This is a genomic window from Acinetobacter sp. CAU_H_56, from assembly GCF_058599425.1.
In genome coordinates, this window is record NZ_CM178654.1 from 1,170,830 (window position 1) to 1,187,829 (window position 17,000).

The window sequence follows — 17,000 nt, forward strand, 5'->3', positions numbered from 1 at the left end:
TAAAATAAGGAAATCTAGGCTTAAGCATGTTACGACAATTTATGTCGTAAGAGTAATCTTTTAAGAAATTAGTGCTTAATTTAAAGAGTCAGATATGGCAAAGTATTGCCATTCTAAAATAATGATTTTTGGTTGATTTTTAACATGACCCAAGTACAACTCCAACAACTGCAAAAACAGCTCTGGAATATCGCCAATACTTTGCGTGGCACCATGGGCGCCGATGAATTCCGTGATTACATACTGGGTTTTATTTTCTTTAAATATTTATCAGAAAAATCGGTGAACTTTGCCAATGAATTGCTCGATGGTGAAGACCTCAGCTTTTTAGAATTAGATGAAAATAATCCTGAGCATGTGCCGTACATCGAAGAAATTAAAAAGAATGCCATTGCCGAAGTCGGTTATGCGCTCACACCAAAACAGCTATTCCATACCTTAGCCGAGCGTGGTCGTCAGGGCGAATTCATTTTGGATGATTTAACTGCGACCTTAAAATCAATTGAACAAAGCACTTTAGGCACCGACTCTGCCGATGACTTTGCCAACCTGTTTGAAGATTTGGATCTAAACTCGACCAAGCTTGGCAATAATGCCAGTGACCGTAATGCACTGGTGGCGAAAGTCCTTAGCCATTTAGATGATATTGATTTTGATATTAGTAATACCGAAGCCGATGTACTGGGAGATGCTTACGAATACCTGATTGGTGAATTTGCCTCAGGCGCGGGCAAAAAAGCGGGGGAATTCTATACCCCGCAAACGGTATCGACTTTACTGGCAAAGATTGTCACCCAAGGCAAAGACCGTTTACGTTCAGTCTATGACCCGACTTGCGGTTCAGGTTCGTTATTGCTTCGGGTAAAACGTGAAGTGAAAGATGTCGATATGATTTACGGTCAGGAAATGAACCGTACCACCTACAACTTGGCGCGCATGAACATGATTCTGCATGATGTGCATTTTGCCAAGTTTGACATCAAGCAGGAAAATACTTTAACCCGTCCGCAGCATTTAGATAAAAAGTTTGATGCGGTGGTGGCGAATCCGCCATTTTCTGCAAAATGGTCTGCCGATCCGTTATTTTTACAAGATGAACGCTTTGCTGCGTATGGCAAACTGGCGCCAAGTTCTAAAGCCGATATGGCTTTTGTACAGCACATGCTGTATCAACTCGATGACAACGGCACCATGGCGGTGGTATTACCGCATGGCGTCTTGTTCCGTGGTTCAAGTGAGGGCGTGATTCGTCAGTACCTGATTGAACAGATGAACGTGGTGGATGCGATTATTGGTCTACCCGCCAATATTTTCTATGGCACGTCTATTCCGACCTGTATTTTGGTGTTGAAGAAAAACCGTGAGCAGAGCGGCAATATTCTGTTTATTGATGCCAGCAATGATTTTGAAAAGCAGAAGAATCAAAACAAGTTATTGCCTGAGCATTTAGATAAGATTGTTGCGGCATTTGAAAAGCGTGAAAATATTGAAAAATATGCGCATGTGGCGACTTTGCAAGAAGTCAAAGATAACGATTACAATCTGAATATTCCGCGTTATGTGGATACCTTTGAAGCGGAAGCCGAAATTGATTTAGATGCGATTGCAAAACAGCTTCAAGCTTTGGAACACGACAGCCAAAAAACCGATGCCATCATTGCAGATTTCTGCAAAGAGCTAGGGATTGTTTCACCATTTGCGGAGGTGAAGTAATGGTTGCACCTCTATTGAGATTCACGGAGTTTACCGATGACTGGGAAGAAACTACGTTAGAGAATTTGGCAGAAGTTGAACGAGGTAAGTTTTCGGTTCGTCCTCGAAATGACCCTCGTTATTTTGATGGAGAAATGCCATTTGTTCAGACTGGTGATGTTGCTGGCTCTGATATGTATTTAAAGGGTTATAGTCAAACATTAAATGCTGATGGTATTAAAGTTAGTAAGGTTTTTCCTGCGGATACTATTTTAATTACAATTGCTGCAAATATAGGTGATACAACAATTACTCGATATGCTGTTGCTTGTCCTGACAGTGTTGTGGCGATTCAATCAAAAAAAGATAAAGCTAATACGATCTTTCTAAAAAATTTAATAGATTTACAAAAAGAAGTCTTAGATTCTCAAGCAACTCAAAATGCTCAGAAGAATATCAATTTACAAGTTTTAAAACCTTTAGAATTGTTTGCTCCCTCAATTGAAGAACAAACCAAAATCGCTTCTTTTCTTTCAGCCGTGGATGAAAAGATTAGCCAGCTCACGAAAAAACATCAGCTACTTAGTCAATATAAACAGGGCATGATGCAAAAGCTGTTTAGTCAGCAGATTCGTTTTAAAGCGGATGATGGTAGTGAGTTTGGGGAGTGGGAAGAAAAGACATTAATAGATTCTGTAGATACTAATATTAAGTGGAGTTTCACAGGTGGTCCATTTGGGTCAAATTTAAAGTCTGAGGATTACACTGAATTAGGTATTAGAATTATTCAACTTCAGAACATAGGTGATGGTGCATTTTTAAATGACTATAAAATCTATACGTCACCTGAAAAAGCTAATGAATTATTAAGCTGTAACATTTATCCAGATGAAATTTTAATTTCCAAAATGGGTGATCCTGTTGCTCGTTGCTGTATTGTTCCTAAACATCATGATCGTTATGTAATGTGTTCAGATGGAATCCGCTTAGTTGTTGATAAAAAAAACTATTCATCAATTTTTATGTTTTATCAAATTAATTATCAAGATTTTAGACAAAGTGCATCTGATGTAAGTACAGGATCAACAAGAAAAAGAATTGGTTTGAGCGATTTAAAACAGCTTCCAATCAAAGTCCCATGCTTAGAAGAACAAACTAAAATCGCCAATTTCTTATCTGCAATTGACCAAAAAATTGAAGTGGTGGCACAGCAAATTGAACAGGCTAAAACTTGGAAAAAAGGCTTGTTGCAGCAGATGTTTGTGTGAATTTTAAGGTTTAGAGTTTTTAAATTTTTTTGTATGGGTGTGGAATGTTGGATTGGCAAAAGTGGAAATATGAAAATAGAGACAAGATTAAGCATATTGTTGGGTATGAAGAAAAATTTGTAGATGAAATCTTAAGTCAAATTCCAGAAATCTCCCCCGATGATGTTATCGCTCAGTATCCGTTTAAAGATAATAAATCTGGTAATCGGTATATTGATTTCATGATCGTTAATAAAAGCAAAGGCTATCAATTGCCAATTGAGTTGGACGGTTACGCAAAAATCAATAATAAGGGCTATGAAAAGTTTAATGACTTTCTCGAGCGTCAGAATGATTTAATTCAACAATTTGGAATTGTCTTACGCTATACCAATAAAAAAGCATTTCAACAACAGCAACAAGTAATCCTTGAGATTCGTAAAGCATTACAAGCTCAAGTGAGCCATCAAATTACTGAACAATCTAAACAAAAACAGATTCAAGTTCTGATCGCTGAATATGAAGCTAAAATAGCCGATTATGAAAAACAGCAAACTACAAATAATTCACTAAATCATTCAGATGTTTCAAATGAGCTAAGCAATGTCAGAAAAGGTATAGATGCATTTAAACAAAATCATTTACAAGAACTACAAAATGTACAAAAAGAACTTTCAGAGATGAAAGGAAGGCAAACACAAGAGCTTGGCTCAGTTAAAAATGAAATCAAAAAACAGATTTATATCGGAGTAGGTCTTGTTGCCTCTATTGCGCTAGGTGCAGTGGTATATATAAAATCAACCTCACAATCTGCTGAAAATATACCCATAACACAGCAAGTTTCATCTAGTTATCTTTCATCAGATGTTCAGGCAGATCAAAATTCAACTTCAAGTGCGAATCATATTCAATCTATTCAAGCTAGTATGTATATTGGTCAAAATCGAATAGTATGCGGTAAGGTAGCCCAATTAAAAGAGTTCTCAAAAGGGGTGTATTTGAACTTTGATCAACCTTATCCAAAAGCAACATTTACAGTAGTCATTTGGAATAATAACTCTCATATCAGCAAACAACTGCGAAATGTAGAAAATAATACACTCTGTGTGAAAGGGATGATCGAGGAGTACAAAGGCAAGCCTCAGATGATTCTAGGCTCATTGGATCAAATCGTGTAAAGAGAAACGGAATGTTTGAATTTGCTATTGGTTTTGCAATTTTCGTAGCGGTCATGATTGTTCTAAGTATTTGCAAATTCTTTTCAGAGACTAATCAGGAGCTGAAAGAAAAAAAGCGATACGATTTTGAGCAAAAGAAAAAACAAGATGAGTTTGCGCTAGAAGCACAGAGGAAGCAGGTTGAACAAGAATTAGAGTTTAGAAAGCAAGCGGGTCTTGATCCTATTTACCAAGAACAGACTCGCAAGAATAAACAATATAAGGCTGTAATTGTTAGCTTGATTGCTTTGATAATTTTTATTGGTGGCTATATTTTATTTTCAAACAATGAATCTGCAGTTGCTAGAGAAGATCAGGTACTTCTTAACGCAGAAGAAATAGCAGATGCCACACGACAATTGCCAGTGGACAGTCAACAAAATCAAGACTTGCCAGAAAGATTTACGCCATCGAATGTGCATGAGCAACAAATAGAAACTGATACAGCATCAACTACTAAACCAATTGATCAACCTAAAATTGAAGAGCCAAGACAGGCTGTTTTAAATCCATTTGAAGGCAATATAGACGATACAAATTTATCGACATCTGGTCAAATTTCAGTATATGAAGCAGATGCACATATTGGAGAAAGTACGACTGTGTGTGGTGAAGTGAGTCAAATTTCACAAACATCAAAAGCAACGTATATAAATTTTGGAGGTATATATCCAAAACATAAATTCAGTGCAGTGATTTGGTCAAACAACATCATGCCGACATCAGAGGGTAGCAATATTTGTATCACTGGCTTAATCGAAAGCTATAAAGGTGTTCCTCAAATTGTGATTCGCTCTGTTGAAAATCAGATTTCAAGCTATTAAATACTTAAGGTGTTCCCTATGCTAAAAAAAATATTAATTACTTCTTTGTTGTCTATGGCGAGCTTAAATGCTTTTTCGCAGGAAATTAAAATTGAGGCAATTAAAGCTCCATTCCATGTTGGTAAGACCGTGATGGCATGTGGGCAGTTAGCTGAGATTAAGCATTTAGGAAATCGGCATTATTTAAATCTTGATCGAATGTATCCGAATCAAACGTTGACGCTTTTAGTTTGGGACAATAACTACAAATGGTTTGAAGAGCGCTTCGGTCGTATTGATGGCATGGTAGGTAAGCGTTTCTGTGCTCGAGGAACAATTGAAGAATATAAAAACAATTTGCAAATGAAGGTGAATAATCCTCAGTTTTTGAGATTAATGCACTGATTCTTTAAAAGTTTTCTATGTGGTATTCCTCTTATCAAGTCTTTAAATGAGATTAATGAAAAATATGCGTTGCACAGATTTTGTTTAAATAGAGTCTAAAATTTGATAAATAGCTAAAACTATGCTTAGTTATTGTATTGGTTAAGTTGTTGTTAAATATTGATTTAAAGTGATGGTGAAATGACAGTACAAAGCGAATATCAACTTGAAAATGAACTGATTAGCCAGCTCAAGCAATTGGGATATGCTGCGGTGACCATCAAGGACGAAAGCCAACTACTGTCTAACCTAAAAAACCAAGTCGAACGTGCCAATGGACTTGCGCCACTGTCAGAAACGGAATGGAAACAGGTCATCAGTTTTTTGAACACGGGCACAGTGTTTGAGCGCGCCAAAAATCTGCGTGATCTATTTCCAGTCAAATTTGATGATGGTACCAGTAAACACCTTTTTTTCCTGTCTGATGATCCTAGCAAAAATATTTATCAGGTCACCAATCAAATCACTATCGACCACCGCGACTATAATGGCAGAACCAGCCGTTTTGATGTCACACTCTTGGTTAATGGTTTGCCTTTGGTACAGATCGAGCTAAAAAAACGAGGCATGGAAATCGCCGAAGCTTTTAATCAAACGCAACGCTATATTCGTGAAGCCTATTGGGCAGGGCAAGGGCTGTTTGGTTTTATTCAGCTGTTTGTCATTAGTAATGGTGCCAATACCCGTTATTACTCCAACGGCACCACAGGCATCGAGTTTGCCTTTCCTTGGGCGGATGTCCATAACAAACACACCAATGAAATTGTCGACTTTGCCGAAGCATTTTTAAATCAGCAGCATCTAACCCAAATGCTGACCCAGTACATGGTACTGCTGGAAACCACCAAAAGCCTGATGGTGCTGCGTCCCTATCAGATTTATGCAGTACAGAAAATTGTGCAGCATGTGCAAAACTCCAATCAGAACGGCTATATCTGGCACACTACAGGTTCAGGTAAAACCTTGACTTCATTTAAAGCCAGTCAGATCATCATGCAAATGCCCGATGTAGAAAAGGTCTTGTTTGTGGTGGATCGTAACGACCTCGACACACAAACCTCACGTGAGTTTAATGCTTTTAAAGCCGACAGCGTGGACAGCACTGATAACACATCGACCTTGGTGAAACAGCTGGATCAACGCCACGACAAACTGATTGTGACCACCATCCAAAAACTCAATCGAGCCATCAGTACCGACCGTTATTTAGAATCGATTGATTATCTTAAAAATAAAAAAGTGGTGTTTATTTTTGATGAATGTCATCGCAGTCAATTTGGTGAGACCCATCAGAACATCAAAAAATTCTTCAGCAATGCACAAATGTTTGGTTTTACCGGTACGCCTATTTTTGAAAAGAACAGCCAAAGTAAAGCAGGTTTAAAACTCACCACAGATTACCTGTTTAATGAGTGTTTGCATAAATACGTGATTGTCGATGCCATCCGTGATCGTAACGTCTTGCAGTTCCAGATTGATTATCGTGGCAAATACACCGCCAAAGGCATGGCGACGAATGAAAGTTATGAGGAAGATGTAGAAGGCATCGATACCAAAGAACTGTATGACAATCCGCAACGCCTTGAAATGATTGCCCGCTACATTGTCAATATTCACGATACCAAAACTCGTAATCGCGAATTTACCGCAATGTTCTGTGTCAGTTCGGTCGAAACACTGACCCAATATTACGACCTCTTTGAAAAGGTGCAGGCTGAAAAGCAAATTGAAGATGAAGCACAAGGTCGGATATTTAAACCGTTGACCATTGCCACTATCTTTTCCTATGCGGCAAATGAGGCTGTACCGACTGATGACTTAACTGGCTTGATTCATGAAGAAGCCGCAGATATTCCAAGTCAGGTCAATTCATCCAGTCGGGATAAGCTGGATCGCTACATTGCCAATTACAACCGACAGTTTAAAACCAACTACAATTCTGGTGATCAATTTTATGCGTACTACCGCGACATTGCACAGCGCGTAAAAAACAGACAGATTGATATTCTAATCGTGGTCAATATGTTCCTCACGGGCTTTGACTCTAAGCCGTTAAATACCTTGTATGTCGATAAAAATCTAAAATATCATGGTTTGATTCAAGCATTCTCACGCACCAACCGTGTCTATAACGATAAAAAACCATTTGGCAATATCATCTGTTTCCGCAACCTAAAACGTGCAACAGATGAAGCACTGGCGCTATTTTCCAATAAAGATGCGCAAAAGGTGGTACTGGTTCCAAGCTTTGAGGAAATTAAGCAGGATTATGATGCTGCTGTTCAGAAGTTGCTCAAGATCACGCCTGATTATCAAAGCGTGGATGATCTCATGACAGAAGATCAGCAGTTGGAGTTTATTAAGGCCTTCCGTGAAGTGATGCGTTATAACGCTCAGCTGCAAACCTTTATCGAATACGATCAGAACCAGACCGCTTTAGATAAACAGCACTTTGCCAATTTTGCTTCCAAGTATGCTGACTTATGTCGTGATGTACGCAAGACTACGAAAAAAGAAAAAGTCTCTGTACTGGATGATGTCGATTTCCAATTGGATCTGCTACATAGTGACCGGATCAATGTGGGCTATATTATCAATTTGCTGCAAATGGCTCTGGATAGCGGGGATGAGGCCAAACGCAAGAAATACGAAGCACAGATACATGATCTAATTGGTAATGAAGTTACCTTGCATGACAAGCAGGAACTGATTCAGAAGTTCATTGAAGAAAACATGCCGAAGATGATCAATGGACAAAGTGTCCAGAGCACTTTTGCTGCTTTCTGGGATGCGGAGAAAGAACAAGCCTATCAGTACCTCTGCCAAGAGGAAAACTTGAAGCCTGAAGCAATGAGAACTGTTCTGGAAAACTACGAATTTACAAAGCGTTTACCAAGGAAAGAAGAGCTAAAGGATTTACCGAATTTTAAAGTCAAGCTCTTTGAAAGAGAGACTGTATTTAATCAGTTGTGGGATAAGACTAAGCAGTTCATTCAGACTTTTTATACAGGGATTTGAATAGGGAATATACATGCCAAATCTTGATGCAAAGTTTCAGCTATGCAAAGAGGTAAAGCTACGTTTAAGTATGTAAGTTATAAATGGAAATTTCCTGATAAAAAGGTCGAGGTTGATGAACATTTAGAATAAACAATTGTTAGAGAGATCTTTGAGAAATTGCATATAATGGTAAAGTGGTTAGATCACCTCGAAATTTAAATTAGGGTGATGCATTTAGCTATCGTAGCTACTGTATTGGCAATTTAAAGATATTAGAAAGGACTATTACCTTCAGGTAAGGATAATCTCTCCTATATTACTATGAGTTTTATCTGATCTTGGTAAAATGAATTATATGATGATCTCATCATAAAGTATTCTTATGTACATGGTGATGTTGTATTCTTAAAAAGTCTACTAAAACCACCTTAAATTATATGTTACTAAACTTTAATTTTGGTTAAAAAATAAACAAATAAATCGTGTATCCTGATTTGTATCCTTACATATTTTTATGATAATTTTTATATTAAATTCAATAGGATAAAATTTTGTTATCGTCCGTCTGGGCCCACCAAATACATCAAGCATCTAGGAGCAATACTCTTAGGTGCTTTTTTATTTTTTGAATTCATTTAAGCACTATCTATCTTCAAAAATAACTAAAATTTCAATCTCTTATCATAAGGTAGGCTTTTAGTAGGTGGGATTCTTTTATCGTTCATTCAATACTTAAATCACGGTGAGGGTCACCGATAATAAGATGAATGGTAGAAGGAATCGAACCATGGCTTTTAAGAATATCGCAGATCAAACAAACGGTTTTTATATCCCTTGTGTTTCACTTTTCGGTCCAGGCTGTGCCAAAGAAATTGGCGTTAAAGCACAAAATTTAGGTGCCAAGAAAGCCCTGATTGTGACCGATGAAGGCTTATACAAATTTGGTGTCGCAGATACCATCGCAAATTATTTAAAAGAGGCTGGTGTTGACAGCCATATCTTCCCAGGTGCAGAACCAAACCCAACCGATATTAACGTCCATAATGGCGTGCAAGCCTACAATGACAACGGCTGCGATTTTATTGTATCGCTCGGTGGCGGTTCATCACATGACTGTGCCAAGGGTATTGGTCTAGTCACTGCTGGTGGTGGTCATATCCGTGACTATGAAGGTATTGATAAAAGTACTGTGCCTATGACACCGCTTATTGCAGTGAATACTACAGCGGGTACTGCGTCGGAAATGACACGCTTCTGTATCATTACCAATACCGATACCCATGTCAAAATGGCAATTGTGGATTGGCGTTGTACCCCACTGATTGCGATCGATGATCCAAAACTGATGATTGCCAAGCCAGCAGGCTTAACTGCGGCAACAGGTATGGATGCACTGACTCATGCGGTAGAAGCCTATGTCTCTATAGCAGCCAATCCGATCACAGATGCCTGTGCAGAGAAAGCCATTACCATGATCAGTGAATGGCTGAGTCAGGCAGTGGCAAATGGTGAAAATATTGAAGCGCGTGATGCAATGAGCTATGCACAGTATCTGGCAGGCATGGCATTCAACAATGCATCACTCGGATATGTGCATGCGATGGCACACCAGCTGGGTGGTTTCTATAACCTGCCACATGGTGTATGTAATGCGATTTTGCTACCGCACGTATGCGAATTTAACCTGATTGCCTGTCCGGATCGCTATGCAAAAATTGCCCAGCTGATGGGTGTAAATACTGAAGGATTAACTGTGACTGAAGCAGCTTATGCAGCGATTGACGCGATTCGCCAGCTTTCAGCTTCAATTGGAATTCCATCTGGTCTGAAAGGCTTAGGGGTTAAAGAGGAAGACCTTGCCATTATGGCAGAAAATGCGCAAAAGGATGCCTGTATGCTGACCAACCCGCGTAAGGCTAGCCATGCACAAGTCGTAGAGATTTTTAAAGCGGCGCTGTAAGCCTCTATGTAAGTCGATTCTCTCCACTCGGCAGACTTACATTTTATGCAACCCTGTTCGCGCTTCTTAGGAAGTGCGCCAAGATAAACGTATCCCCATGCGATGATCTTGGCTGATCCTTACCACCCTTGATAAGGATATGGAGCAGGCGTTGCTCTTTTTTTGCCTAAATTTTTGCTTTCAAAAAATATATTTGGGCAGTTAATTCATCAGGGTATAGCTTATTAAAATTAACTGAATGAATTCGATAATAATAAAATACTGGAATGAGCAGAGTATTGCTAAAAGCTTATTCGTAGCATGAGCTAAATCAATAAAATGTTATAAAAAAATTATAATTCTAAAGTAGTTAAATGCTTTTTATATTTTTATAAGTTGAAATCTTCTTAATGGAAGATAGCCGTAATTATCTTGCTAACGAGAAGCCAAACAAGAAATGATCTGATTTTTAAATATCCTGAAATTTAAGCAGGGTTTGATGTACTGGATGACCTTTTGGCATCAGTTCAATCAGACGTTCAACCGCATCAATTGCTTCAGGAAAGCGAGCAACATGCTTAAGTAATACATCAGTTTCATTGGCTTTAAAAATGGCATCACTGAGACGTGATTCCAGACAATCCCGCCAAGCACATAAAAATAGGCTTTCAGTTTTTGCCAGAAAGACTCCGGTATACAGTTTTAAGGCTGAATCAATATAACCAGCATCAAGCGACTGTTCAGTCTGTAAGAAATCCGCTTCAACATGCGCCAGTAAACGGTAAGGACGCGAACCAAGCATACCGCCCAGAATATCGCGTAACTGTGACATTTCAGCTTTTAGCGTACCCATGCTGACTTTACGCTCGCCATAAAGTGCTTGATGTAGGCGATCCAGACTTAAACCTTGTGGGCATAAAGCCAAAATAGCGAGAATTTCAGTCTGGCGTGGGGTTATGGTCAGGGTCTTACCATTAAAAATCACCTGAGGTACAGAAAAGGCACGAATATATAAACGCTGTTTTTGCGATTCCAGTAAAGCAGATTGAATGATGGATGCACAACGTTCGGCTGCTAATAGCCCTAAGCTATTATGTTTTTGCCAGTGGGTGGACAGGTCAATGACCCCTAGAATCTGTTTGGAATAAGGATCAATAATGGGGGAGGCATAACAGACCAGATCTTGTACTGATGGCATGTAATGTTCGCTGGAAAACACGCAGCTCGATTGTTGGGTTTTAATGGATAGGGCAAGGGCATTGGTTCCGACCAGTTCCTCACGCCACTGACCTCCTTCAACTAAATGAATATTATCAGCAATTGTGCGCAATTCAGGGCAGGAGGCTCTCCATAGTACCGTACTGCCAATATCTCCAACGGCCAAAACCATAGAGGACTGTTCAGCAATATGCTTTAAATTTTCCGCACAATGTTCCAAGGCATGACTTAAAGCCGAAGAAGTGCTGATTTGTTTTATATCTGTTAATGGGGCAGCCAGACGATTTTTGGGAATCTCGGCTAAAGAAGAGCGCTGCCAGGAGCTAACAATGCTCTGTTCGAGTTGTGCTGCATGTGAAGGCGATAAACTGCTGCTTTGACGAAGCTGATCAATTTTTTGCCTTTGTTGTATCAAGCTCTGTTCTGTCATCATTCCTTATTCTCACAATAATTCATGATTTACATCCAAATGTAATTATTATTGTTTTTATGAGGAATCAAAAGAAATGTAAATCGGTTGAGTGCCAACCTTTCTCCAACCTTATAACGCGTATGTTAACTAAATAGAGTACGGATGTACCTTATACCAAAGCTGTAGATGCAGCATTTTTAAAGATTAAAATAAGCAAAGGAAATACATATGCGTTATATCGATCCGAACCAGCCTGGCTCAAAAGTTCATTTCAAAGCCCAGTATGACAACTTTATTGGTGGGCAATGGGTGCCGCCAGTCAAAGGCGAATACTTTGATAATATTTCTCCTGTAGATGGTAAGCTGTTTACCAAAGTGCCACGTTCTAGCGTGGAAGATATCGAACTGGCGCTGGATGCTGCGCATAAAGCTAAAGCACAATGGAATAAATCATCTCCAACGACTCGCTCTAACATTCTGCTCAAAATTGCTGATCGTCTCGAAGCCAATCTGGAACTGCTGGCGGTGGCTGAAACCTGGGACAATGGCAAGCCAATCCGTGAAACCCTGGCTGCTGATATTCCTTTAGCGATTGATCACTTCCGCTATTTCGCCGGCTGTATCCGTGCGCAAGAAGGCGGCATTTCTGAGATTGATGAAGATACCATTGCCTACCATTTCCATGAGCCTTTAGGTGTGGTTGGTCAGATCATTCCATGGAACTTCCCGATCTTGATGGCAGCATGGAAATTGGCACCGGCTTTGGCCGCAGGCAATTGTATCGTTCTGAAACCGGCAGAGCAGACCCCGGTCAGTATTCTGGTACTGGCTGAGCTGATTCAGGACCTGTTACCTGAAGGTGTATTAAACATCGTGAATGGCTATGGTGTTGAAGTCGGCCGTCCACTGGCTGTGAATCCGCGTATTGCCAAAATTGCCTTCACTGGTTCGACTGCTGTAGGTCAGCAAATCATGCAATATGCCACTGAAAATATTATTCCGGTGACACTGGAACTTGGTGGTAAATCACCAAATATTTTCTTTGAAGATGTCATGGCGCAGCAGGATGATTATCTGGAAAAAGCACTGGAAGGTTTCACCATGTTTGCCTTGAACCAAGGGGAAATCTGTACCTGTCCATCACGTGCTTTGGTCCAGGAAAGTATTGCTGATCAGTTCCTGGAACTGGCAATCGATCGGGTTAAACGTATTAAAACTGGTCATCCACTCGATACTGAAACCATGATTGGTGCGCAGGCATCGCAGGAACAGCAGGACAAGATTCTGGGGTGTATTGCAACAGGTCGCGGCGAAGGTGCAGAAGTGCTTGTTGGTGGCGGTGTACGTCAGGAAGTCGGGCAAGGCTTCTACATTGAACCGACCATCTTTAAAGGCACCAATAATATGCGTACCTTCCAGGAAGAAATTTTTGGGCCGGTACTGGCAGTAACCACCTTTAAAGATTTTGATGATGCCATCAAGATTGCCAACGATACGATTTATGGCCTAGGTGCTGGTGTCTGGTCACGTTCGGCACATACCTCGTATCGCGCTGGCCGTGCCATTGAAGCGGGTCGTGTCTGGACCAACTGCTATCATATCTATCCGGCCCATGCAGCCTTTGGTGGTTACAAGAAATCTGGGATCGGTCGTGAAAACCACAAGATGATGCTGGATCATTACCAGCAGACCAAAAACCTGTTGGTGAGTTATTCAACCAAGCCAGCTGGTTTCTTCTAAATAAAAGCAAAAAAGCGAACTTCGGTTCGCTTTTTTTATAGTAGAGAATCTTTAATAAGTGGTATTTGAGATATAGATCACAGATGCTAATTAAAAGCATGAATCAATTGAAATTTAACTTTATCGGAAAGTTGTAAAAATGAATGAAATAGGTTTTACATTTTGAAAAATTCTGGTTATAAGTTAGAGGTGGTTTTTATCCAGAACAACAAATCGACACTCAGGAAGGGTGCCTAAAGAAGCGTATTTTAAAAATGATGAAACGGGAGTTTTATAATGCTTCAACTACTGAAAAAACTATTCTGCTTGCACATTTATGAATATCAACACATGGAAGAGATTGGAACGCATTGGGAATGTCGCAAGTGTGGGGTCAACAAAGACTGATACTGAACAGAAAAAAGTGAGCAGATGCTCACTTTTTTGTGCCTGAAATCCGGAAGTTTTCGCTAAAATATCCGTGAATAAAGAGCTTCTACGGGTGCAACATGAGTAAAGACTTTCAGTCTGATACCTATATTGTTGATGAGAATCTGGCAGATACTCTGCATTGGCTAAGCCTGCATCAGGATTGCTATGATTCTTTTCATTATGATGCTTTAAGTCAGACACTCACGGTTGAACATGCCAATGGTGCAGATGTGATCCGGGTCGGTGATTATCTCAATGCCAATTATGGCATTTTAATTACTGCACATAACTTTTCAGCGTCTTGAATTATTTCAATTAACTTGCCATTGCATCAGTCGCCAATGCGCGGATGCTTGGCTTAGGTTGTTCTGCTACCAGTCCCAATTTTTCAAAGAGCTGCTGGTCACGACCTTTGGCTGTATTTGGAGTCGTTAGCAGTTTTTCGCCTGAAAAAATCGAGTTGGCACCTGCTATAAATGCCAATGCCTGATCTGAGTCAGTCAGTGATTCACGGCCTGCCGAAAGACGAATATAACTTTTTGGCATCAGAATGCGGGCCACTGCAATAGTTCGAATCCATTCAATCACATCCAGTTTTTCAACATCTGCCATCGGTGTGCCTTCAATTGGCACTAGCATATTGATGGGCACAGATTCCGGATGAATTGGAAGGGTAGAAAGCTCAAACAATAAACCGATCCGGTCATTGCGACTTTCACCTAAGCCAACAATGCCACCACTACAGACTTTTAAACCCGCTTGGCGTACATGGTCCAGTGTATCCAATCGGTCATCAAAGCTGCGGGTACTGATAATATGTGAATAGTATTCACGTGACGTATCCAGATTGTGATTGTAATAATCCAGTCCAGCATCTTTCAGGCGTTCTGCCTGTGAGGCATTCAGCATACCTAAAGTCATACAGGTTTCTAGTCCAAGTGCTTTCACTTCACGTACCATGTCTAGCACATAAGGCATATCACGTTCATGCGGATTACGCCACGCTGCTCCCATACAGAAACGCGAACTGCCAGAAGCCAGTGCTTCTTTTGCTTCCTGAATTACTTTTTCTACTGCAATGCGTTTTTCTGCTTCGAGTTTGGAATCATAATGTGCGGACTGAGAACAGTATTTGCAATCTTCCGGGCATTTACCGGTTTTAATAGAGAGTAGGGTACTGACCTGAACGGCATTGGCATCAAAATATTGACGATGAACCTGTTGAGCCTGAAAGAGCAAATCCATTAAAGGTTGTTGATACAGGGCCTCAATTTCTGCACGAGACCAATCATTACGTATCGGATTAATACTGTTCATCTGTCCATCCTTGTTCATATTTATTTATCAGGCTCCATCTTAAGTAAAAGTATCGCCGTCTTCATTAGCAAAATATGACCTTATAGAAAAAAAACCCACACAAGGTGGGCTTTGTTGTTGAACTCTTGATCAGACTTTATTCACGATGATTTCCGTGAATATTCTGATTTTGTAAATCACTACGATGTTGCTTGTTTAATACACGTTCATCTTGTTCGTGCTGGTTATTTTTTGGAGAGCCAAGCGGGCCATGTTGTGACTGCTGCTGTTGCTGTTGTTGCTGCTTCTGGTGTTGATGTTGCAACTCTTCAAGCTGTTCCTGATTTTGATGTTGTGTATCAGATGACTTTTGCATATCCACCTCCGGCTTTATTTCTATTCTTTTTCCTTTATGCCATAGCTTGCACAGTAACTGTGTAAGGCTTTGACGAGAAAATGTGAACCGAAGTAAAAATTGAAAATTACCGGGATTTTGCCAGTTGTTCCTGTATGGCCCAGTCAATATGAACTTGTACAATCTCATCATGTTGATTTTTTTGAGCTTGTAATGCCTGAACAATCTGTGGATCAAATGGCGCATTACCCAAGCCGATCGCAATATTGCGCATAAAGCTTTGATAGCCAGTGCGGCGTAATGGACTGCCTTCAGTTGAGTTTAAAAATGTAGCTTCATCCCATTGCCAGAGATCCAGTAAACTCACTTGATCCAGTCCATGTCGGGGATGAAAATCTTCAATCGTAGTTTTTTGAGCAAAACTGTTCCACGGACAAATCAACTGACAATCATCGCAACCAAAGACCCGGTTACCAATTCCTCGACGTAACTCCTCTGGAATGATTCCTTTATATTCAATAGTTAAATAAGCAATACAGCGGCGTGCATCCAGCATATAAGGTTCAACAATAGCCTGTGTGGGGCAAATATCAATACAGGCTGTGCATGAACCACAATGTTTGCTTTCAGGTTCATCAAAAGGCAGTTCCAGTGAGCTAAACAGTTCTCCTAAAACAAAAAAAGATCCGGATTTTTTGTGGATTAATAAAGTGTGTTTGCCGGTCCAGCCCATACCCGCACTTTCGGCCAGAGATTTTTCAAATACAGGTGCAGAGTCTGCAAAGGGACGGGATTCAAATTTACCGACTTTTTCCCGAATTTTTGCAGCCAGCATTTTTAGGCGCCCGCGCATGGTTTTATGATAATCACGACCACGGGCATAACGGGCAATAATTGCAGAATTTGGTGCATAGGGTACTAGACGCGGTTCTGGAAGATCGACCAGATAGTCCATTCGTACACAGATCACGGATTTGGTATTAGGAATAAGCAGTGTGGGATCGGCACGTTTTTCCAGATTTTCTTCCAGAAACTTCATATCACCGTGATAGCCGCGGTCTAAATATTCCTGCAAGCGAGCTAATTCTGCTTGAGCATCCGGTTTGGCAATGACACAATCAGAAAAACCCAGCTCTCGTGCCTGCGCTTTGATCCACGCCTTCAGTTCATTTGGATCTTGTTGATAAACTTGAATTTGCGCTTGGGAATCGGGTGTTGTCATAAAC

Annotated in this window: 13 protein-coding genes; 9 read left to right on the forward strand and 4 right to left on the reverse strand. The window is 40.2% G+C overall.

The features are described from left to right. The first annotated feature begins 144 nt into the window (after positions 1–144). From AC4MCC_RS05745 to mdh, 7 genes are all read left to right on the forward strand, one after another. On the forward strand, positions 145–1,713 hold the full coding sequence (locus tag AC4MCC_RS05745) for a type I restriction-modification system subunit M (RefSeq protein ID WP_491885786.1): 1,569 nt from the start codon (positions 145–147) through the stop codon (positions 1,711–1,713). Continuing rightward, positions 1,713–2,960 carry a restriction endonuclease subunit S gene (locus AC4MCC_RS05750; RefSeq protein WP_491885787.1) on the forward strand — a complete coding sequence of 416 codons (1,248 nt, stop codon included), beginning with the start codon at positions 1,713–1,715 and terminating at the stop codon, positions 2,958–2,960. The genes AC4MCC_RS05745 and AC4MCC_RS05750 overlap by 1 nt, the downstream gene beginning before the upstream one ends. A 44-nt stretch (positions 2,961–3,004) precedes the next feature. After that, complete coding sequence (locus AC4MCC_RS05755) at positions 3,005–4,117, forward strand: hypothetical protein (RefSeq protein ID WP_491876731.1); 1,113 nt, start codon at positions 3,005–3,007, stop codon at positions 4,115–4,117. Positions 4,118–4,128: 11 nt separating this feature from the next. Continuing rightward, entirely contained in the window at positions 4,129–4,980 is an 852-nt protein-coding gene (locus AC4MCC_RS05760) for a hypothetical protein (RefSeq protein WP_491876732.1), read from the forward strand. 18 nt (positions 4,981–4,998) lie between these two features. After that, positions 4,999–5,364: a hypothetical protein gene (locus AC4MCC_RS05765; protein WP_491876733.1), complete on the forward strand. Its 366-nt coding sequence runs from the start codon at positions 4,999–5,001 to the stop codon at positions 5,362–5,364. Positions 5,365–5,544: 180 nt separating this feature from the next. After that, positions 5,545–8,421 (forward strand): type I restriction endonuclease subunit R, encoded by a 2,877-nt coding sequence (locus AC4MCC_RS05770; protein WP_491876734.1) that lies wholly within the window; start codon positions 5,545–5,547, stop codon positions 8,419–8,421. A gap of 769 nt (positions 8,422–9,190) precedes the next feature. After that, the gene (gene mdh, locus AC4MCC_RS05775; RefSeq protein WP_034582942.1) at positions 9,191–10,363 is read left to right on the forward strand and encodes an iron-dependent methanol dehydrogenase; all 1,173 of its coding nucleotides are present in this window, start codon (positions 9,191–9,193) and stop codon (positions 10,361–10,363) included. 448 nt (positions 10,364–10,811) lie between these two features. Here the strand turns inward: mdh and AC4MCC_RS05780 are convergent, their stop codons facing one another. Continuing rightward, a complete protein-coding gene (locus AC4MCC_RS05780) occupies positions 10,812–11,993 on the reverse strand; it encodes an AfsR/SARP family transcriptional regulator (protein WP_491885788.1) in 1,182 nt (393 codons plus the stop codon). Positions 11,994–12,200: 207 nt separating this feature from the next. Between AC4MCC_RS05780 and exaC the strand changes: the two genes are divergently transcribed. Continuing rightward, a complete protein-coding gene (gene exaC / locus AC4MCC_RS05785; RefSeq protein WP_180014192.1) occupies positions 12,201–13,712 on the forward strand; it encodes an acetaldehyde dehydrogenase ExaC in 1,512 nt (503 codons plus the stop codon). Between the two features lie 488 nt (positions 13,713–14,200). Next, positions 14,201–14,428 carry a hypothetical protein gene (locus AC4MCC_RS05790; RefSeq protein ID WP_419374595.1) on the forward strand — a complete coding sequence of 76 codons (228 nt, stop codon included), beginning with the start codon at positions 14,201–14,203 and terminating at the stop codon, positions 14,426–14,428. A gap of 10 nt (positions 14,429–14,438) precedes the next feature. Here AC4MCC_RS05790 and bioB read toward each other — a convergent pair whose 3' ends face one another. The 3 genes from bioB to queG form a co-directional block, all read right to left on the reverse strand. Beyond that, the gene (gene bioB, locus AC4MCC_RS05795; RefSeq protein WP_419365861.1) at positions 14,439–15,440 is read right to left on the reverse strand and encodes a biotin synthase BioB; all 1,002 of its coding nucleotides are present in this window, start codon (positions 15,438–15,440) and stop codon (positions 14,439–14,441) included. A gap of 136 nt (positions 15,441–15,576) precedes the next feature. Then, on the reverse strand, positions 15,577–15,795 hold the full coding sequence (locus tag AC4MCC_RS05800) for a hypothetical protein (RefSeq protein WP_005236211.1): 219 nt from the start codon (positions 15,793–15,795) through the stop codon (positions 15,577–15,579). A 106-nt stretch (positions 15,796–15,901) separates the two neighbouring features. Beyond that, the gene (gene queG / locus AC4MCC_RS05805) at positions 15,902–16,996 is read right to left on the reverse strand and encodes a tRNA epoxyqueuosine(34) reductase QueG (protein WP_180018392.1); all 1,095 of its coding nucleotides are present in this window, start codon (positions 16,994–16,996) and stop codon (positions 15,902–15,904) included. Between the last annotated feature and the right edge of the window lie 4 nt (positions 16,997–17,000).